We start from the raw sequence: 20,358 nt of genomic DNA on the forward strand, positions 1-20,358 counted from the left end.
GACGCGCGGTGGCTGGATTCCTGTGACGAGCACAGGAATGAGGGAAGGCGGAGGGACGGCACGGTCAAAACAGCCCGCCGTAAAGATGCCTACCCTACTCGAACAGAAACGCCAGCCGCTTGTTGGTCAGTCTCGACAGCTGCTGCAGGCGACCGTCCAGGCGTTCGCCGGCGAAATCGCGGTACTCGGGAGGCACGACGAATTCGAGGTCGAGGTCCGGGTTCGGCGATTTGCGGAAGGTCAGGTTCTTGACGATGCCGGGCATCGAGGCCGAGAAGAGGTAGACGACACGCAGCATGCCGCCGAGCAGCTTGGCGCGCTCGATGAGCTGAGGCGTGGCGATCTGGGCCAGCGGGCCGGTGGCGCCGTCGTCATGCAGGCCTTCGAAACGGTAATAGTTGGAAAGCGCGATAAAGGCGCGGCCGGGATGACTGATGCCGACGAAGGAAGAGTGAGCGATGACGTTCAGCGCCTGCAGCCCTCGATAGTCAGGATGGGCGCGCCAGCTGATATCGGCAAGCAGACAGGCGGCCTGACGGTAGCGGCTTTCCTCTTCGGTTTCCTGGATGCCGAAGAGGGGCATCATGCGGCCGGTCCATTCGGCCAGCTCGCGAGCATGCTCCGGCGAGCGGGCACGCAGGATCGCCAGCTCGCCGGCAGCGGCAAGCAGCGGATCGGCGCGGCGCTCGGCCTCCGACAGCAGCGAATAGAGATATCCCTCGCGCACACCTTGCGCGGAGAAGGAAATCATCGACGGCTTCATCGCGCTCAGCACTTCCTTCATGGCGACGGCGCCGAAGGGCAGCAGCGACCGACGGTGCTTGGAAACGGCCTGCAGCGCCGGCTCCCTGGAGTCGCGCGCGGCCACCACCTGGTCGAGGAACTGCATCATCGCTTCGAGCGACACCTCATAGCCCTGCATCATGTGCAGCGGATAATGGGTGATTTCCATGTGCAGCTTGGCGATGTTTCGCCAGGTGCCGCCCACGGCGTAGAAGGTACGCCCCTCGCCTTTCGACAGCAGCTTTGCCGTCTTCAACTGCTTGCGGGCAAAGCTCTGGGCCTTGGAGAGCGAACCGCCGGCATATTCCGACAGGCGCAGGCCGCCGAGCGGCAGAGTGATGCCCTTGCCGAATTCCTTACCCTTGATATCGATCAGCTCCAGCGAGCCGCCGCCAAGGTCGCCGGCAATGCCGTCAGGATTGTAGAAACCGCTGATGATGCCGAGCGAGGCGAATTTCGCCTCTTCCTCGCCCGAAAGCACGCGGACTTTGCGGTTCAGGATGGTTTCTGCCTGGTGGATGAAATCGGGACCGTTGCTCGCCTCGCGCGCGGCTGCCGTTGCCAGCACATACATGGTGGCGGCGCGCGCCTGGTCGGACAGAGCCTTGAAACGATGCAGCGCCGCCAAAGCCCGCGCGACGCTGTCTTCATCCATCTTGCCGGTAAGGGCGACGCCCTTGCCAAGGCCGCAGAGGACCTTTTCGTTGAACAGGACGGTCGGCGAACGGGACATGCCTTCGTAGACGACTAGACGAATGGAATTCGATCCAATATCGACGACGGAGACCGGAGCGATCCCCGGAAGGCGCCCCTGGGCTTCAGATTCAACCATTTAGGTCCAGTTTTACTTGTTGTTGCGGCCTTCGAGCAGGCCGGCGATCAGCTTCGGCGCACTGGACTTCAGAGCTTCACCACGGCCCGACAGGCTCGGATTGGTCATGAAATACTGCTGCGCATTGAACGGTTCTTCGCCCCTGCGCACTTCCATGCGTCGCGACGTACCGTCGGGCAATATCTCGTAGCTTTGTTGATTGTCAATCACGTTGCCGAGCATAATCTGTGACAAGACTTGCTCGTGAACGGTCGGATTCGTCAGCGGAACCATGGTTTCGACGCGGCGATCGAGGTTTCGTGGCATCATGTCGGCCGAACCGATGTAAACCAGCGCCTTATCGGACGGCAGGCCGTGGCCGTTGCCGAAGCAGAAGATGCGGCTGTGTTCGAGGAAGCGGCCGACGATCGACTTGACGCGGATCTTCTCCGAAAGGCCGGGCACCTGCGGGCGCAGGCAGCAGATGCCGCGCACCACCAGATCGATCTCGACGCCGGCATGGCTGGCGCGATAGAGCGCATCGATGATGTCGGGATCGACAAGCGCGTTCATCTTCATCCAGATCGCGGCCGGCGCGCCGTTCCTGGCATGCTGGATCTCCTCCTCGATGTGGCGCAGGATGCGCGGGCGCATCGTATAGGGCGAGATGGCGAGCTGCATGCCCTGTTCGGGCTCGCCGTAGCCGGTGATGAAGTTGAAGATATTCGCCATGTCATGGGCGATGACGGGATTGCAGGTAAAATAGGAAAGGTCGGTATAAATCTTCGCGGTGATCGGGTGGTAGTTGCCCGTTCCGAGGTGGCAATAGGTGCGCAGCTTGCCTTCCTCGCGCCGGACGACCATCGACATCTTGGCGTGGGTCTTGAGCTCGATGAAACCGAAGACGACCTGCACGCCGGCGCGTTCGAGATCGCGCGCCCAGCGGATGTTCGCCTCTTCGTCGAAGCGGGCCTTGAGCTCGACCAGCGCCGTCACCGACTTGCCGGCTTCGGCGGCGTCGATCAGGGCGCGGACGATCGGGCTGTCGTTGGAGGTACGGTAAAGCGTCTGCTTTATCGCCAGGACGTCAGGATCGCGCGCAGCCTGGAGAAGAAACTGGACCACCACGTCGAAAGATTCGTAGGGGTGATGGACGACCATGTCCTTTTCGCGGATGGCGGCAAAGCAGTCGCCGGCATGTTCGCGGACGCGCTCGGGAAATCGCGCATTGTAGGGGGCAAACCTGAGATCCTCGCGCGGCGCCTTGGTGATCTCGGACAGGGTGTTCAACGCCAAAAGACCCGGCAGAACGGCGACGCGATTGTCCGGGATATTGAGGGCCTGAACGACGAACTGGCGCAGCGAGGCCGGCATTTCCGAGTCGGTCTCGATGCGGATGACCTTACCGCGGCGGCGGCGCTTCAGCGCCGTTTCGAAAAAGCGGACGAGATCCTCGGCCTCTTCCTCGACTTCGATATCGCTGTCGCGGATGACGCGGAACGTACCGGAACCCTGCACCTCGTAACCCGGGTAGAGCCGATGGATGAAGATGTTGGCGACATCTTCCAGCGTGATGTAGCGGATCGTGTTTCCATCATCCGGCAGACGAACGAAGCGGTCGAGCGCCACCGGCAGGCGCAGCAGCGCCGTCATCGGCTCGCGGCCGTTCTTGCTGACGAGCTGCAGGCCGATCGAGAAGCCGAGATTCGGAATGAAGGGGAACGGATGGGCCGGATCGATCGACAGCGGCGTCAGGACCGGGAAGATCGCCTGTTCGAATTCGGCGGCCAGCCACTGGCGGTCGGCATCGCTCAAGGCGCCGGGGCGCACGATCAGGATGTCTTCCTTGGCGAGATATTGCTGCAGGACGGCGAGCGAGGCCTGCTGCTCCATCTGCAGATGGTCGATCTCCTGCAGGATCGAGTCGAGCTGCTCGGCCGGCGTCTTGCCGTCGGGGCTGCGGATGGCGATGTTCTGGCGCACCTGGCCCTCGAGGCCGGCGACACGCACCATGAAGAATTCATCGAGATTGGCGGCCGAGATCGACAGGAAGCGGACGCGCTCGAGCAGCGGATGCTCGGTATTCAGCGTTTCTTCGAGGACTCGGCGGTTGAACTGCAGCCAGGAGAATTCCCGGTTGATGAAGCGCTCGGGGCTCTTGAGCAGCTCTTCCAGCGGGGGAGTGTTGTCGTTGATCTCGGGAGCGAGTTCTTGATGTTCTGCGACTGCACTATCCATTGTCCGCTTACCCCGTTCTCAATCGCCAAAGGCAATTATATCAGTTTGACGACGGAACTGTGACAGTCAATCGGCCGGTTCTGAATTTCCCAATTCATTCAATACTTCGGCCGCAAGAGACCGGGTGATTTTCGTACCCCGCGACAGGGCCAGCCGGTCAAGCCTTTCGACGATCGTCTGGGCCGCGTTCAGCGACCGCTCCATCCGGTTGACGATATAGAGCACGAGTTTGTCATCTATATAAAGCTGCCGGTCGGCGAAGAGCTTGACGATCACCTGCGACAACAGCGCCTCATCGGGTTCGCCGATCTCGACGACGGTTGCCGCTTTCAGGCGTGAGCGCAGATCGGGCAGCGAAACCGGCCATGACATCGGCCAGAGACGGCTGGTGATCAACAGGCTGGTGCCGTTTTCGCGCACGCTGTTGATGACGTGGAATAGCGCGTTGTCATCGAAGCCGAGGCGATCGGCGTCCTCGAACAGCACCGGGCCGGCGGCGGCGGCAACGGCGGCATCCGAGCCGAGCTCGGGATGGATGTCGACGGCGCCGCTCAAGTCCCGCCAGATGCGGGCAAGATGCGATTTACCCGAGCCGACCGGGCCGGCGAGCACGACGACCGGCGATGGCCATGCGGGCCAGGCATCGACGATCGAAACGGCGGCGGCGAGACGCTCCGAGATCAGGAGGTCGTCGCGCCCGCTTGCGGCATCGTGCGAAAAGACCAGCGGCAACTGCTCTCCGGCCTTGCGCTTCGGATCAGCGTTCTTGACGTCATTCATTGGGAACTGATTTCGTCTTCCTGGCGCGGCCGCTTGATGACCCGCCAAAATAAAGATCGCTCTGAAGGTAGCGTGAAAGCGCGAAGCGAACAAGGACGCCGACGGCTGCGGCGGCCGGCACGGCGACCAAAAGACCGACGAAACCGAAGAGCGCGCCGAAGGCAAAAAGCGCAAACATCAGCCAGACCGGATGCAGGCCGACGCTGGAACCGACGAGCTTCGGCTGCAGAATGTTGCCTTCCAGGAACTGACCACTGAAGAAGACGACGAGCACCAGCCCGATCCAGGGATAATCCGGCCAGAACTGCACGAGCGCCACGCCGATGGCGAGGACGAGGCCAACCATCGAGCCGACATAGGGAATGAAACTGATCATGCCGGCGAAGAGGCCGATCAGCAGGCCGAAATTCAACCCGACGAGAGAAAGGCCGACGGCATAATAGATGCCGAGGATAAGGCAGAGCGAGCCCTGGCCGCGGATGAAGCCCGCGATCGCCTGGTCGATCTCCTTGGCGATCTGGCGGACATCGCTGACATAATCGCGCGGGATCCACTGATCGACCTTGGCAACCATGCGGTCCCAGTCGAGCAGGATATAGAAGGCGACGACGGGGGTGACGACGAGCAGCGATATGACGTCGACGATCGCCTTGCCGGAATTCCAGATCTGCGCGAAGAGCCCGGTGAGGAACCCCATACCCTCCGACAGGATGCCGGAGAGATTGTCCTTGATCGCGCCCATCTGGTTCTCGACCCAGTCCGGCAGCAGCGAATTCTGCGCCTGCGTGATGAACTGCTGCAACTGGCTGATATAACCCGGCAGACGCTCGGCAAAATCGTTGAACTGGCTGATGAGCACCGGAATGAGGATCATCAGCGCTAAGGCGAAGACGATGACGAAGGCGACCAGAATGCCGATGGTCGCCATCATGCGGCTCAGGCCCAGGCGTTCAAGCCGGTCGGCCACCGGATCGAGGAAATAGGCGATCGCCATGCCGGCGATGAAAGGCAGCAGGATCGAGCTGAAGACATAGAGAAAGACGATGAAGAAGACGAGCACTGCCAGCCAGAAGAAGATCTGACGCTTGAGACTGTTGCCGCTGACATGCTGTGGCATCGCTTCCCCGTTGATTGCTCGCCGCCGCCAAACGCCGCATCCGATCCGAAGCGGCCATTCAGCACATAGGATGCAGGCGCAAAGATGGTCAACCCTGTCGCGTCAAATCCCGGAAAGGGTGGAGGGAGACGCGGGAAATTGGGGGCTTTTGCCATGCAACGCTTGCATAAACGCCCCTGTCATGCAATTGCGACCGGCAGATGACGCGGCACGTTTGCCGCCTGAAATAGCCATCGGAGACCAGCATGAGCCAGTCTGGGAAAAACGGCCTGACATATAGCGATGCAGGCGTCGATATCGATGCCGGCAACCTCCTCGTCGAGAAGATCAAGCCGGCAGTGCGTTCGACGCGCCGTCCCGGCGCCGATGGCGAGATCGGCGGCTTCGGCGGGCTCTTCGACCTCAAGGCGGCGGGCTTCAGCGATCCGGTTCTGGTCGCCGCCAATGACGGCGTCGGCACCAAGCTGAAGATCGCCATCGATGCCGACTATCACGACACCGTCGGCATCGACCTCGTCGCCATGTGCGTCAACGATCTCGTGGTGCAGGGCGCCGAGCCGCTGTTCTTCCTCGATTATTTCGCGACCGGCAAGCTCGACCCCGACCAGGGCGCAGCCATCGTCGGCGGCATTGCCGCCGGCTGCCGCGAGGCCGGCTGCGCGCTGATCGGCGGCGAGACCGCCGAGATGCCCGGCATGTATTCCTCCGGCGACTACGATCTCGCCGGTTTTGCCGTGGGTGCTGCCGAACGCGGCAAGCTGCTGCCCTCGGGCGATATCGCCGAGGGTGACGTGATCCTCGGCCTCGCCTCCTCCGGCGTCCATTCCAACGGCTTTTCGCTGGTACGCAAGATCGTGGAACTGTCCGGCCTCGACTGGAGCGCCGCCGCACCTTTTGCCGAAGGCAGGCTGCTCGGCGAAGCGCTGCTCGAGCCGACCCGCATCTATGTGAAGCCGCTTCTGAAGGCGATCCGCGAGACCGGCGCCATCAAGGCGCTGGCGCACATCACCGGCGGCGGTTTCCCGGAAAACATTCCGCGCGTCTTGCCGAAACACCTAGCCGCCGAGATCGATCTTGATGCCGTCAAGGTTCCAGCGGTGTTTTCGTGGCTCGCCAAGACGGGCGGCGTCGAATCCAGGGAAATGCTGCGCACCTTCAATTGCGGCGTCGGCATGATCGCCGTCGTTGCCGTCGAGAACGTCGCGGCCGTTTCGGCCGCCCTCGAAGCCGAGGGCGAGACTGTGATCACGCTCGGCCGCATGATCGCCCGCAACGAAGGCGCTGCCGGCACGGTCTACAAGGGCACGCTTGCGATATGAGCGCACCGCGCAAACGCGTCGTCGTCTTCATATCAGGCAGCGGCTCCAACATGATGGCGTTGGTTGCGGCGGCGAAGGCCGCCGACTATCCGGCCGAGATCGTCGGGGTGATCTCCGACAAGGCGGATGCCGGCGGGCTTGCCAAGGCTGATGCCGAAGGCATCGCCACCTTCGCTTTCCCCCGCAAGGACTACGCCAGCAAGGACGCGCATGAGGCGGCGATCTTTTCGGCGCTCGACGAGCTTTCGCCCGACATTCTGTGCCTGGCAGGCTACATGCGGCTACTGACGGCAACTTTCATCCAGCGTTACGAAGGCCGGATGCTCAACATCCACCCTTCCCTGCTGCCGCTGTTTCCCGGCCTGCATACGCATCAGCGGGCGATCGACGCCGGGATGCGGATCGCGGGCTGCACGGTGCATTTCGTCACCGAGGGCATGGATGAAGGGCCGGTGATCGGCCAGGCGGCCGTACCGGTTCTCTCGGGCGACACAGCCGAAAGCCTTGCCGCGCGTGTGCTCACCATCGAACATCAAATCTATCCGCAGGCGCTGCGGCTGTTTGCCGAAGGCCGGGTGACGATGGAAGGCGGCAAGGCCGTCGGCGCGGAGGCCTCGACCGCCGCACCCAAGGCACAGCTGATTTCGCTGATCGGCGACCGCGCTTAGATTGCTGCGCTATTTTCTGAAAGCCGGTAACTTTATCAGGTCTTCCCTACTGATCTGAACACCGGAGCTTTCGGAAAGAATTGAGCAGCGCCCGCCGCTATGACCCCAAAATAATCACAGAGGTCAGCCAACTGATTCCATCCTGTGGTATCAGGTATTCTTGATTCTCCTTCTGAGCCATCGCTTGGCCACCAGAACAATATTTCCAATGATTACGTAAGAGGACAAAAACAATAGAGGAAGGTGAATCGCGACCGAGCCGTAACCTCCCCTCTCACACAGCGTCTCTACCGAAGCTTGACTTAAAACAATCTTGGATCCGCTCAATATCGTAGCAAATGGATAGTTGAATATTGCAAAATATATTACAACAAAAACAAATATTCCCCTGTCGTATATATAACAAAAAACAACAGAAATCAAAGAAATAAATATCAAAACAAATCCTGGATACTTATATACAAATATAATCGCATTCAATAAGGAAGCAGCCGATTTTTTGCATTGTATATATTTGCCACCTATATAGACGTTCGGGATACCATATTGGTTATCGTAGTAAATTGACACAACAATTACACATATTGTCGCGATTCCACTTAAAACGAACGGCAGCAGCCCCCACTCCTTGTGCAGCAATCTCGGCTCAGATGACATCTTGACTCCGCATCGTTGGCGTCTTGTTCCGGAGTTATGTGATAGTCGGGGTACCGTCGACGAGAAAGCCAGCTTAGCCGGGATCTCGTCATTCTGTGGTGGAGGGATTATTTCGACGCTCAGACGTGCAGCTAAGCCGCCAAAGCCCGCAGCGGATGCAGCGTGCCGTCGCTGTAGACGAAGCGGCCGGCGCGGAAAGTGGCGCGGATGCGGTTGATATCGCCCGGTTCGACCACGACGAGATCGGCGCGCTGACCAAGGGCGATCTCGCCACGATCCGACAGACCGGCCGAGCGGGCCGCATTGCCGGTCGCCATGGCAACGGCTGCCGGCAGGCCGCCTTCCACCATGTCGGCAAGCTTGAAGATGCCGGGCACGAAGGCGGCCGGATGATAATCGGCGGCGATGACGCTGAGCAGGCCGGCCCTTGCGGCATCGAGGGCGCTGAGATTGCCCGACATCGACTGGCCGCGCAGCGCGTTCGGCGCGCCCATCAGCGTCCAGAGGCCACGGCGGCGCGCCTCTTCCGCCGCAGGCGCCGTGACCGGAAACTCGCTGATGGTCACGCCGAGATCATGCATTTCGGCGACCTTTTCGACGCTGTCATCGTCATGCGAGGCAAGCGACAGCTTGTGCTTCAGCGACAGCGCGACAATCTCCTTCAGCTTGGCCTCGATGTCAGGATTGTTGCGCATGGCGATGCGCTTGGCGACGATCTCCGCCGCCATGTCCTCTGAGATGGCGCGGCGCTCGGAAATGCTGAGGATGTAGCTCTGCAGATTGTTGTATTGGCCCTGGCCCGGCGTGTGGTCGGTCAGCGACACCATGTCGATCTGGTCGGCATTCAGCAGACGCTCGAGTGCCGGGGCTGCACCGACATTGGTGATTTCGTAGCGGGCATGGACGCGGTGGTCGATCAGCAGATCATCGCGCAGACGGTTGATGCCCTCGATCACTGCCGAGGTCGTCTCCAGCGAACGGACATGGCCGTAGACGCTCTCGGTCGCAAAAGAGACGGCGGCAAAGGCGGTCGTGACACCGGCGGCGGCAAGCTTCTTGTCGAGTTCGTGGATGCCGAAATCGATCGGCATCGTCGCGTTCGGCCGCGGGGCGATCTCGCGCTCGATCATGTCGCCGTGCAGATCGACGAATCCGGGCATCAGCAGCCGTCCGCCGCCATCGACGGCAGCGGCGGCGACCGGCTCCGGCCTGATCTCAGCGATGACGCCATCCTCAACACGCACGGCACCTTCACTCACCACCTCGTTTGGGAGAACGAGGGTGAAATTGCTGAGCCACATGGGCTTTCTCCTGACCGCATCCGATGATTGACAAGCCGCAGCGGATAAAACCGCTTCGTGACAGTCGTATGAAATTTCGAGCGCGATCACCTTAAAGCGGAAACTTGCGCTTTGGAATTGGTTGAATGCGCTCGCCGCGCGGATTCACGACCATCGATTCAACCAGCGCGAGTCTCGAATCCAGCGACCGGAGCCTTCGAATTGACTAGTTATAAATTAACTAGTAGTATTATTACTATGCCATCTATCAAACGCTCTCCAGTCGCGCTCGCCGTCCTTGCAATGCTCATGGAAGAGCCAATGCATCCTTACCGAATGCAGCGGCTCATCAAGGAGCGCGGCAAGGACGAAGTGATCAATGTCACGCAGAGGGCGAGCCTTTATCAAACAATCCAGCGGCTCGAACGCGAGGGCTTGATCATCCCGCGGAAAACAGTCCGGGACGACAAGCGTCCAGAGCGAACCGTGTACGAGATAACTGAGAAGGGCCGCGAAATCGCGCTTGAATGGATGCGGGCGATATTGTCGACCCTGACGCGAGAATATCCGGAATTCCCCGCGGCGATGTCATCTCTTCCGCTGCTTACGCCTGATGATGTGGCGAGCCAGCTTGAGCTCAGAGCAAAAGCCATCGAGTCGGAACTTCGCAGGATCGACGACGTCTTGCAGGAAGCTCAGGCTGTTCCAAGGCTCTTCCTTCTCGAGATGGAATATCTCCGAGCGATCCACGCAGCCGAATTATCCTGGGTCAGTGGCATTGTCGGGGACCTCAGCGCCCAGCGTATCACCTGGACAGAGGAGTGGCTGAGACAGATCGCCGCCAAATTCTCAATCGCCCCCAAACTCGACTAGGACCAACACCATGAAGGTTTTGATTATCGGCGCCGGGACCGGCGGTTTGGCACTCGCACATCTGCTTAAGCAGGCTGGGGTTTGCATAGCGGTATATGAGCGCGACTTTGCGCCGAGCACCGACAGTGGTGGTTATCGCGTCGGCATCAGCCCGGCTGGAAGCCGCGCGCTAAAAGCCTGTGTCCCCGGCGAACTCTACGATCTCTATGTCGCCACCTGCGCGAGGTCGCCACGCTATTTCAACATGCTCACTGAACAACTGGGCGAAGTCCTGAGCTTCGATATCGATGATGCAGGCCCGAACACTCTCGACGGTGAAAAGAACGTCATTCGAAAGACGCTGAGGCGGGTTCTGCTCAGAGGACTTGAAGACGACGTCTTCTTCGGGAAGACGCTTCAAAGTTACATAAACAGCGCCGACGGGTCGGTCATAGCTTGCTTTCAGGATGGAAGTCTCGCGACGGGAGATGTGCTGGTGGGCGCTGACGGCACGAATTCGACTGTACGCAAGCAACGTCTGCCGGAAGCGCGTCTGGAAGACACGGGGATCGTGTCGGTCGGGGGCAAAATTCCGATGACGGACGCGACGAAAGCTCTGCTGTCGGACAAAATGTTTCAAGGCATGTCGCTGATCATGGCGCCGATGGGCTTCGGCGCAATCATTCACTCGCTCGAGTTCGCCGGCACTAGAAGCGACCCAGGTTTTATTGCTCGTTGGCCGGACTTCGTCGAAGCACTCGACGAGGACAGCGTCGGTTGGGGGGTATGGGGAGCTCGGCAGAACTGGCCGCGGGACCCGACCGGTCTGAGCGGCGAACAATTGAGAGAACTGGGCTTGAAACTCACCCGGGACTGGCATCCGCACTTACATGCGCTCATTCAGATGACGGAGCCCTCGACGATCCACGATATCAGGATGAGAACCGCCGTCCCGCTGACGCCTTGGGCGAGTTCGAATGTCACTCTGCTCGGTGACGCCGTCCATACGATGACACCAGGACGAGGCGCGGGCGCCAATACCGCGCTTCGCGATGCCGCACTGCTCGGACGCATGCTGGTTGAAGCGAACCAAGGGCGAAAACCGCTTGTCGAAGCCATACATGCCTACGAAGTCGAGATGCTTCGCTACAGTACCGAAGCAATCCGAGAATCGAAAAAGCAGATGGATGCCCGCGACCTGGTCCATCGGCCAATTGTCGGCAGACTTCAACTCGCTGTCACGCGCGGCGTAATGCGCATCATCAATGCGGTACCTGCACTGAAGCAGCGCGCCTTTCAGCAGATGATGCGAGTTCGCGGGGAAAACTAAACGGGTCGCGGATCATGTCGATCCGCCCGAAGTAACTTGACGAACCAGGTCTCGATCGCCTTACCGCTAATGAAATTTGCCCCTGTTCAAAAGCGCCCATTGCAAGAGCACGATCGTCTTGGCATCGAAGATCTCGCCAGTTTCGATCATTGCCGCGGCGGCGTCGAGCGGGACTTCGAGGACCTCGATATCCTCGTGCTCTTCGTCCAGGCCGCCGCCTTCCGCCACGCGGTCGGCGGTGTCGATGAGGGCTGCGAAGAAGTGGACGACCTCGGTGACGGCGCCCGGCGAGGTATAGGATTTGAACAGGAAGCGCGCGTCGCGCAGGCGATAGCCGGTCTCCTCCATCGCCTCGCGGCGGATCGCCGCCTCGGGATGATCATCGTCGAGAAGGCCGGCCGGCACCTCGATTGTCCAGGCGGGATCGCCGTTGAGATGAACAGGGAGGCGGAACTGGCGGACGAGCACGACAAGGTCGCGCCTGGGATCATAAAGCAGGATGCAGGCGGCGGGCGTGCGGTGATAGACTTCCCGCTTCAACCGCTGGGTTGCGCCCTTGCGGTCGATATAATCGAGCAGGTAGCTGGCGAGCCGCGTCCACCCATTCGACAAAATTTCCCCGCTGACGATCTTCACGCGTGATGTCGGCTGCATCATGCTGCGTCCCTGCGAAGCCAGACCTTGTTGTCGTGAACGGCCGCCCCGCCATAGGGTGCGACGGGGTCGGCGCCGGTCAAGACATTGATGCCCTCGCCATCGACATGCGCCTTGTTCGGCCAAAGCCCCTCGGCGATCAGCACGCCGGATTTCACTTCGGTGGTGATGCGGGCGTGGATGCGCAGATCGCCGCGGCTATTGCCAATGCGAACGAGATCGCCATGGGCGATGCCATTGGCTTCGGCGTCGGCGGGATTGATCATCACCTCGGGGCGCCCTTCCTTTTGGCGAGAGGTCTTGGTCTCGGAGAAGCTCGAATTCAGGAAGTTGCGGGCGGGCGACGTGGCCAGCCGGAAAGGATGCTCGGGATCGGCGACTTCGATGACATCGACCTGATCGGGGAAGGCCGGAAGCTCGGCATGCGGCCCGAGCACGCCGATAGCGGCCGGCGGCTTGTTCGGCGCCGGCTGATTGATCCAGTCCGGGCGAAAGTGGAACTTGCCATCCGGATGGGCAAAGCCGTTCAGATAATGCGCCTCCTCGAAGGCGGGCTGGCGATCGAACCATTTGTGTTCGAGGAAATGCTCATAATCCGGCAGGCCGCTCGATTCGAGGATGCGGTCGACCATCTCGCGGGCGGTGAAGCCGAAGCCGGGACGATCGGCGACGCCGAGGCGTTTGGCCAGTTCCTCGATGACGAAGAGATTGGTGCGCACGGTCGGCGGCGGCTCGACCAGCTTCGGCCCCAGCAGGATATGGTTCTGGCCGCCGGCCCGGTAGATATCGTCATGCTCGACGAACATCGTCGCCGGAATGACGATATCGGCGATCTCAGCCGTTTCGGTCATGAACTGCTCGTGGACGGCGACGAAGAGGTCGTTGCGGGCAAAGCCGCGTCTGACGAGGCGCTGCTCGGGGGCGATGTTGGCGGGATTGGTGTTCTGGATCAGCATCGCCGTCACCGGGCCGCGATGACGGAGCGCCACCGCATCACCGGTCAGCACCCGGCCGATCTGCGACTGGTCGAGCATGCGGATATCGGCATCCTTCATCGACCGGCCGGTCAGTTCGGCGCTGTTCATGCGGAAAATATCGCTGTTCGAATGGAAGGCGCCGCCGCCTTCATATTGCCAGGAGCCGAGAACGGTGGCGATCGAGGCGGCCGCATGCATGGCGACCGCGCCGTTGCGCTGGCGGGTGAAGCCATAGCCCAGGCGGAAGAAGGTCTTCTTCGTGGTGCCGACGAGGCTGGCGAAAGCTTCGATCTCCTCGACCGAAAGACCGGTGATGGCGGCGGCCCATTGCGGCGTCCTGGTTTTCAGATGCGCTTCGAGACCCTCGGGATCGTCGGCATACCGCGCCATATAATCACGGTCGGCATGGCCGTCGCGGAAGGCGATGTGCATGACAGCGCAGGCGAGTGCTGCATCGGTACCCGGCCTGACGATCAACGCCATGTCGGCCTGCTTCATCGTCGGATTGTCGTAAATGTCGATGACGACGATCTTGGCGCCGCGCTCCTTGCGCGACTTGATGGCGTGGGTCATCACATTGACCTGCGTCGAGACCGCGTTGGTGCCCCAGATGACGACGCAATCGGTGCGGCTCATCTCGCGCGGATCGGGACCACGCAGCGTGCCGGTCGCCATGGTGAAGCCGGTCCAGGCGGGGTTGGTGCAGATCGAGGAGAAGAAGCCGGAGTAACGCTTGGCATGACGCAGACGATCGATCGAATCGCGCTGCACCCAGCCCATGGTGCCAGCGTAGAAATAGGGCCAGATCGCCTCGCTGCCGTCCCTCGCCTCGGCCTTCACAAAGGCTTCGGCGATCTCATCCAGCGCATCGTCCCAGGAAATCTGCTGCCACTGCCCTGCGCCCTTGGCGCCGGCGCGGCGCAAGGGATGCATCAGGCGGTCGGGATGGTAGAGCCGCTCGACATAACGGGCGACCTTGGCGCAGATGACGCCTGACGTGTAGGAATGGTCATTGGCGCCGCGCACACGGCCGATGCGGCCATCCTCTGATATATCGACCTCCAGCGCACAGGTGGAGGGACAGTCATGCGGACAGGCGGTGTGGCCCACCCTATTGGCCGGCTTTTCTGATTTGGCGTGGATGGGGGTCGCAATGTTCATGGCATTTGTATATTCCAAGGCTTGCACGGCCAAAAGCCACAAAAGCTCGCCATGACGCGAATTCATACGGACATCAGCGAAAATGAACTACCGCCATATCTACCACGCGGGCAACTTTGCCGATGTGCTGAAACATGCCGTGCTGGCGCGGCTGATCCGCTACATGCAGAAGAAGGATGGGGCGTTCCGCGTGCTCGACACGCATGCCGGCATCGGCCTCTACGACCTCTCCTCCGAGGAAACGCAGAAAACCGGCGAATGGCTCGAGGGCATCGGCAAGCTGATGGAGGCCGAGCTCGGACCTCAGGTTTCCGAACTGCTCGAGCCCTACCTCTGGGCAATCCGCGAACTCAACCCAGAGGGCGGCGTCCGCTTCTATCCTGGATCGCCGAAACTTGCGCGCATGCTGTTCCGCCCGCAGGACCGGCTGTCGGCCATGGAACTGCACCCCGAGGACTTTATCAGGCTGCACCGGCTGTTCGAGGGCGATCACCATGCCCGCATCACCGAGCTCGACGGCTGGCTGGCGCTCGGCGCGCATCTGCCGCCGAAGGAGAAGCGCGGCATCGTGCTCGTCGATCCGCCCTTCGAGGAAGAGGATGAATATCAGCGTCTGGCCGAAGGGTTGGAAAAGGCCTATCGGCGTTTTCCCGGCGGCACCTATTGCCTGTGGTATCCACTGAAGAAGGGCGCGCCGATCAAGGAATTCCACGAGAGCCTGCAGGCGCTCGACATCCCGAAAATGCTCTGCGCCGAGCTCGTGGTTCGCAGCGACCGCGGCACTACCGGATTGACGGGCTCAGGCCTCGTCATCGTCAACCCGCCCTTCACGCTGAAGGACGAGTTGCACCAATTGCTGCCCGCATTGAAGGACCATCTGGCGCAGGATCGTTTCGCCTCGCACCGCGCCTTCTGGCTGCGCGGCGAGAACAAGGCCATAAAGGACGATAGCTAACTACAGCACCGCGCGTCTTTTCAGACGCGCAAAGACGCCGTAGCACTTTGAATTTGCGCATAATCCTTTCCGAAAATCGATTTCGATTTTCGGGGTTATGCGCTAGCTTCGCGGATAGTCCGCGCCGCAATCCACAATCTCATCAGGTGTCCCATGAAGCTCCTTTGTTCGCCCGCCTCGCCCTATTCCAACAAGGTGCGGATGGCCGCGCATTTTCTGGAGCTGGAGTTGAACGCCATCCGGGTCGACACCAATACCGGACCGGCGATCCTGGTGGATAACAATCCGCTCGGCAAGATTCCGACGCTTCTGACCGATGACGGGCTTTCGATCTATGACAGCGTGGCGATCATGCATTATTTCGACCGGCTGACGAAGGGTGGGCTCTACCCCTCCAAGAAGGGCAAGCGCACGGATGCGGAAATCCTCGAGGCGCTCTGCGACGGCATCTGCGACTGCCTGCTGGCGATCGTCTATGAGCGGCGCTTCCGCGACGAGGACAAGGTTCACCAGCCGTGGATCGACCGGCAATGGAAGAAGGCGACGAGCGGGCTCGCTCATCTGAGCGCCAATCCGCCGAAGCTCGGCAAGAAGCTCAGCGGCGGGCATTTCGCGCTGGCCGCGACGCTCGATTATCTCGAACTGCGCTTCAAGGACCAGTGGGAGGCCGATCATGCGCCGCTGACCGACTGGCTGCGGCAGTTCGGCAAGAAATTCCCTGCCCATAACGAGCTCAAATCCCAGGGCTGAGTGTGCTCAAAGCGCACGGCTGAACGACCGGACCAACAAGCGGACAGCAAAAAGCCGGGCGATGAGCCCGGCTTTTCATGCTTGAACAGTTTGTCCGGCTTAGAACTTGACGCCGATACCGAGCTTGACGCTGTTCTCGTCGTAACCGCGCGAGAAGCTGCCGGAGTCGAGGTCGTAGTCCTTGCTCTGGTAGTCGGTGTAACGATATTCCAGGCGCGTCGTGATGTTGTTGGTCACGAAGGCTTCGACGCCGGCGCCGACCGTATAGCCGAAGTTCGTCTTGCTTTCGTCCGAGGTGTCGTCGGAAACCTTGACGTCGCCGATCGCCAGACCGGCCGTGCCGTAGAGCAGGAAGGGGTTCATGTCGTAGCCGACGCGGCCACGGACGGAGCCGTTCCAGCCATACTTGTTCTTGACGCCGCCCGAGGAGACGTCGTCGCCGCTGTAGCCGAGGTCGGATTCAACGCCGTAGACGATCTGGCCCGCCTGCCAGTTGTAGCCGGTGAAGACCTGGCCGCCGAAACCATAGGTGTGGCGGTCGGAACCGAAGTCACCCATGTTGTAGGTGCCGGCGCCGCCGAGGTAGAAGCCTTCCCAGTTTCCTGCCGGCTTGACCGGAGCGTCCTGGGCAACCGGCGCTTCCGGAACCTGGTCGACGGCATCGGCCGCCTGAGCTGCCGAGACGCCCGCAATTGCAAAAACGGAGGCCATGAGGCCAGCAATGAGTACACGCATACTTAGTCTCCTTTCAGTCCCGCGCCGCTTGTCATCTGTCTATCAGTGAAGCATTGGCGGGATATTGCCAGATGTCCCTTCCGGATCGAGACTGAAATTGGAACTCAAATGCGGATTTGAAAGAGCCAAATTGTGATATCATTGTGGCAGCCGCATGGCTGAAATTCGATGTTGCTTTGACGCAACATACACTTCATTAACCCTATCGAAGAGTTAAACTTAAAATACTTATTTTAGTAAATCGCATTCTTAAATAATACATAGAATATCTCGCTCGGGGACGCAACCGCAACGGCCTATTTATATAATCTCCGCCGGCCCCTATATAGTCTGCAGGCAGACTCGCGGGATCAGAAAGCAAGATTTTGAACGACGAAAGACTTCGCACGGCCCTTATAACAGGGTCAGCTAAGAGAATAGGACGGGCAATCGCCGAAGACCTTGCTGCAAATGGCTTTTCCGTCGCGATCCACGCGAACGGCTCCGTTGGTGAAGCCGAAGAGCTGGTGGCGGAATTGCGGCGGAAGGGATATCGGGCAGCCGCCTTGCAGGCCGACCTGACCGATATCGGCGAAACCGGCGCGTTGGTCGCGAAGGCGTCGGAAGCACTCGGGCCGCTCGATCTGCTCGTCAACAATGCGTCGGTCTTCCAGCATGATTCAGCGCGTAGTTTCAATGCCGCCACCTGGGCATTGCACTTCGACCTGCATGTACGTGCGCCCTCTATCCTTGCGGCGGCCTTCGCGCAGCAGATGCCCGTTGCGGCATCGGGGCTGATCGTCAATATCATCGACCAGCGGGTTTGGGCGCTGAGGCCCAGCTTCTATTCCTATACCCTCTCCAAATCCGCGCTGTGGACGGCGACGCAGACGCTTGCACAGGCATTGGCGCCACGCATCCGCGTCAATGCCGTCGGCCCCGGTCCCTCGATGCCGAGCGAGCGGCAGGCGATGGAGGACTTCCAAGCGCAGGTCTCAGCCCTTATCTTGCAGCGAGGGCCGGCGCTCGAGGAATTCGGACAAACGATTCGCTTCCTTTACGACACGCCCTCGATCACCGGCCAGATGATTGCCCTCGACGGCGGCCAGCACCTCGCCTGGCAGACGCCCGATGTGGCGGAGATTACGGAATGAACGGACGAAAGCTGCCGGATGGCGGCGTTCTCTACGACGAGACGGATGAGAGCGAAGACGATATCGAGGTGGAAGGCGATGTTTCCGCCGCCGCCCCGCTTGCCGCAGCCGTCGACTGGAACGCCGGCAGCCTCAATGAAACCGGGCTCATCGGCGCGGAACTGATCGGTGAATTCGTCAAGCGGCTGCCGAACAGCCCCGGCGTCTACCGCATGTTCAATGCCGAGGGCGACGTACTTTATGTCGGCAAGGCGCGCAGTCTGAAGAAGCGCGTCGGCAATTACGCCGTCGGCCGCGTGCATTCCAACCGCATCGCCCAGATGGTACGCCAGACGGCGAACATGGAATTCGTGACGACGCGCACGGAAACCGAAGCGCTGCTTCTGGAAGCGAATCTGATCAAACGCTTGCGGCCGCGCTTTAACGTATTGCTGCGCGACGACAAGTCCTTCCCCTACATCCTCATCACCGGCGACCACCGGGCGCCTGCGATTTTCAAGCATCGCGGTGCGAGAGCGCGAAAGGGCGACTATTTTGGACCTTTCGCTTCGGCCGGCGCTGTCGGGCGGACGATCAATTCGCTGCAGCGCGCCTTCCTGATTCGCACCTGCACCGACAGCGTCTTCGAAACGCGGACGCGACCCTGCCTGCTCTACCAGATCAAGCGCTGTTCCGGGCCCTGCACGCATGAGGTCAGCGACGAGGGTTATGGCGAACTGGTGCAGGAGGCGAAGGACTTCCTGTCCGGCAAGAGCCAGAAGGTGAAGTCGCATATGGCCGAGGCCATGAACCAGGCGGCCGAGGACCTCGATTTCGAGCGGGCGGCGATATATCGTGATCGCCTGGCGGCACTTTCGCATGTGCAGAGCCACCAGGGCATCAATCCGGCCGGCGTCGAAGAGGCTGATGTTTTCGCCATCCACCATGAGGGCGGCGTTTCCTGCATCCAGGTGTTCTTCTTCCGCACCGGACAGAACTGGGGCAATCGCGCCTATTTCCCAAAGGCCGATCCGCAGCTTTCGAGCGCCGAAGTGCTGAACTCCTTCATGGCGCAGTTCTACGACGACAAGCCGGTGCCGAAGCAGATCATGCTGTCGGAAACGGTCGAGGAGTTGGAACTGCTCGCTGCCGCACTCAGCGAAAAGGCCGGCCACAAGGTTTCCATCCTCGTGCCGCAGCGCGGCGAGAAGCGCGATCTGGTCGATCATGTCGTCGGCAATGCACGCGAGGCGCATGGGAGAAAGCTCGCCGAAACGGCGTCGCAGTCGCGGCTGCTCGAGGGTTTCAAGGAAACGTTCGGGCTTTCCTATGCGCCGCAGCGCATCGAGATCTACGACAACTCGCATATCATGGGCACCAATGCCGTCGGCGGCATGGTGGTCGCGGGGCCGGAAGGCTTCGTCAAGAACCAGTACCGCAAGTTCAACATCAAATCGACCGACATCACGCCCGGAGACGACTTCGGCATGATGAAGGAGGTGATGACACGGCGTTTCTCGCGGTTGATCAAGGAGGAAGGCATTCCAGACCGGACGGTGCAGGCGGCCACACCCGACGCCGCCGACATGCCCTTCCCCACCTGGCCCGATGTGATCCTGATCGACGGCGGCCAGGGGCAAATGACGGCGGTGCGCGCCATCCTTGCCGAACTCGGCATCACCGACAGCGTCACGGCGATCGGCATCGCCAAGGGCGTCGACCGCGACGCCGGGCGCGAACGTTTCTTTCCGCCGGGGCGCGAGAGCTTCACGCTGCCGCCGCGCGATCCGGTGCTCTACTTCATCCAGCGCCTGCGCGACGAAGCGCATCGTTTCGCGATCGGCTCACACCGGGCGCGGCGCAAGAAGGAAATGATCAAGAACCCGCTCGACGAGATCGGCGGCATCGGCCCATCCCGCAAACGGGCGCTGCTCCAGCATTTCGGGACGGCGAAGGCGGTTTCGCGCGCCGCCCTGTCCGACCTGATGGCGGTGGAAGGCATATCCGAAGCGGTCGCCAAGCAGGTCTATAATCATTTCCACGACGACGCCGCGAAATAACCGGCCTCCGTCGCAAATTCCACGCAAAGGCGGTGAAAAGACAGAAAGAATGTTGACGGTCCGCGGCCAAAGCCGTCATCTACCGCATCGGCCCGAAAATCGGACTCGATTTTCGGAAA

The 20,358-nt window shown here is 60.8% G+C and carries 16 protein-coding genes; 8 read left to right on the forward strand and 8 right to left on the reverse strand.

Features of this window, described 5'->3' with window-relative positions:
• Nucleotides 1-94: 94 nt before the first annotated feature.
• The 4 genes from ppx to EEQ99_RS14420 all read right to left on the reverse strand — a co-directional run bounded on the left by ppx (nt 95) and on the right by EEQ99_RS14420 (nt 5,729).
• Nucleotides 95-1,615, reverse strand: coding sequence for an exopolyphosphatase (gene ppx / locus EEQ99_RS14405; protein ID WP_063474263.1), 1,521 nt, complete (start codon nt 1,613-1,615; stop codon nt 95-97).
• Between the two features lie 12 nt (nt 1,616-1,627).
• The gene (locus EEQ99_RS14410) at nt 1,628-3,832 is read right to left on the reverse strand and encodes an RNA degradosome polyphosphate kinase (protein WP_047616369.1); all 2,205 of its coding nucleotides are present in this window, start codon (nt 3,830-3,832) and stop codon (nt 1,628-1,630) included.
• A gap of 66 nt (nt 3,833-3,898) precedes the next feature.
• Nucleotides 3,899-4,612: a DnaA regulatory inactivator HdaA gene (hdaA, locus tag EEQ99_RS14415; protein WP_025570229.1), complete on the reverse strand. Its 714-nt coding sequence runs from the start codon at nt 4,610-4,612 to the stop codon at nt 3,899-3,901.
• The gene (locus EEQ99_RS14420; RefSeq protein ID WP_097542988.1) at nt 4,605-5,729 is read right to left on the reverse strand and encodes an AI-2E family transporter; all 1,125 of its coding nucleotides are present in this window, start codon (nt 5,727-5,729) and stop codon (nt 4,605-4,607) included. Before EEQ99_RS14420 ends, hdaA begins: the two co-directional genes overlap by 8 nt.
• A gap of 245 nt (nt 5,730-5,974) precedes the next feature.
• Between EEQ99_RS14420 and purM the strand changes: the two genes are divergently transcribed.
• Together purM and purN are read left to right on the forward strand one after the other, a co-directional pair.
• Nucleotides 5,975-7,048: a phosphoribosylformylglycinamidine cyclo-ligase gene (purM, locus tag EEQ99_RS14425; RefSeq protein WP_127430650.1), complete on the forward strand. Its 1,074-nt coding sequence runs from the start codon at nt 5,975-5,977 to the stop codon at nt 7,046-7,048.
• Nucleotides 7,045-7,716 (forward strand): phosphoribosylglycinamide formyltransferase, encoded by a 672-nt coding sequence (purN, locus tag EEQ99_RS14430; RefSeq protein ID WP_025570223.1) that lies wholly within the window; start codon nt 7,045-7,047, stop codon nt 7,714-7,716. Before purM ends, purN begins: the two co-directional genes overlap by 4 nt.
• Before the next feature lie 788 nt (nt 7,717-8,504).
• Here purN and EEQ99_RS14435 read toward each other — a convergent pair.
• The gene (locus EEQ99_RS14435; RefSeq protein ID WP_025570221.1) at nt 8,505-9,674 is read right to left on the reverse strand and encodes an alpha-D-ribose 1-methylphosphonate 5-triphosphate diphosphatase; all 1,170 of its coding nucleotides are present in this window, start codon (nt 9,672-9,674) and stop codon (nt 8,505-8,507) included.
• Nucleotides 9,675-9,911: 237 nt separating this feature from the next.
• Here EEQ99_RS14435 and EEQ99_RS14440 point away from each other — a divergent pair, with 237 nt between their 5' ends.
• A complete protein-coding gene (locus EEQ99_RS14440; protein ID WP_174824457.1) occupies nt 9,912-10,526 on the forward strand; it encodes a PadR family transcriptional regulator in 615 nt (204 codons plus the stop codon).
• 10 nt (nt 10,527-10,536) lie between these two features.
• On the forward strand, nt 10,537-11,835 hold the full coding sequence (locus EEQ99_RS14445; protein WP_127430651.1) for an FAD-dependent oxidoreductase: 1,299 nt from the start codon (nt 10,537-10,539) through the stop codon (nt 11,833-11,835).
• Nucleotides 11,836-11,901: 66 nt separating this feature from the next.
• On the opposite strand, the gene EEQ99_RS14450 is transcribed toward EEQ99_RS14445, so the two are convergent.
• Together EEQ99_RS14450 and EEQ99_RS14455 are read right to left on the reverse strand one after the other, a co-directional pair.
• Entirely contained in the window at nt 11,902-12,492 is a 591-nt protein-coding gene (locus EEQ99_RS14450) for an NUDIX domain-containing protein (RefSeq protein WP_127430652.1), read from the reverse strand.
• Nucleotides 12,489-14,693, reverse strand: a complete 2,205-nt coding sequence (locus tag EEQ99_RS14455) for a molybdopterin oxidoreductase family protein (RefSeq protein WP_127430653.1) — start codon at nt 14,691-14,693, stop codon at nt 12,489-12,491. Before EEQ99_RS14455 ends, EEQ99_RS14450 begins: the two co-directional genes overlap by 4 nt.
• A 16-nt stretch (nt 14,694-14,709) precedes the next feature.
• Here EEQ99_RS14455 and EEQ99_RS14460 point away from each other — a divergent pair, with 16 nt between their 5' ends.
• On the forward strand, nt 14,710-15,582 hold the full coding sequence (locus EEQ99_RS14460) for a 23S rRNA (adenine(2030)-N(6))-methyltransferase RlmJ (RefSeq protein ID WP_127430654.1): 873 nt from the start codon (nt 14,710-14,712) through the stop codon (nt 15,580-15,582).
• Nucleotides 15,583-15,735: 153 nt separating this feature from the next.
• Nucleotides 15,736-16,332: a glutathione S-transferase gene (locus EEQ99_RS14465; RefSeq protein ID WP_097631064.1), complete on the forward strand. Its 597-nt coding sequence runs from the start codon at nt 15,736-15,738 to the stop codon at nt 16,330-16,332.
• Between the two features lie 99 nt (nt 16,333-16,431).
• Here the strand turns inward: EEQ99_RS14465 and EEQ99_RS14470 are convergent, their stop codons facing one another.
• Nucleotides 16,432-17,067 (reverse strand): outer membrane protein, encoded by a 636-nt coding sequence (locus EEQ99_RS14470; RefSeq protein WP_025570209.1) that lies wholly within the window; start codon nt 17,065-17,067, stop codon nt 16,432-16,434.
• A 365-nt stretch (nt 17,068-17,432) separates the two neighbouring features.
• Here EEQ99_RS14470 and EEQ99_RS14475 point away from each other — a divergent pair, with 365 nt between their 5' ends.
• Together EEQ99_RS14475 and uvrC are read left to right on the forward strand one after the other, a co-directional pair.
• Nucleotides 17,433-18,200 (forward strand): SDR family oxidoreductase, encoded by a 768-nt coding sequence (locus EEQ99_RS14475; RefSeq protein WP_127430655.1) that lies wholly within the window; start codon nt 17,433-17,435, stop codon nt 18,198-18,200.
• A complete protein-coding gene (gene uvrC, locus EEQ99_RS14480) occupies nt 18,197-20,239 on the forward strand; it encodes an excinuclease ABC subunit UvrC (protein WP_025570206.1) in 2,043 nt (680 codons plus the stop codon). The genes EEQ99_RS14475 and uvrC overlap by 4 nt, the downstream gene beginning before the upstream one ends.
• Nucleotides 20,240-20,358: the final 119 nt, after the last annotated feature.

The organism is Rhizobium anhuiense (genome assembly GCF_003985145.1).
GTDB classification, from domain to species: domain Bacteria; phylum Pseudomonadota; class Alphaproteobacteria; order Rhizobiales; family Rhizobiaceae; genus Rhizobium; species Rhizobium anhuiense.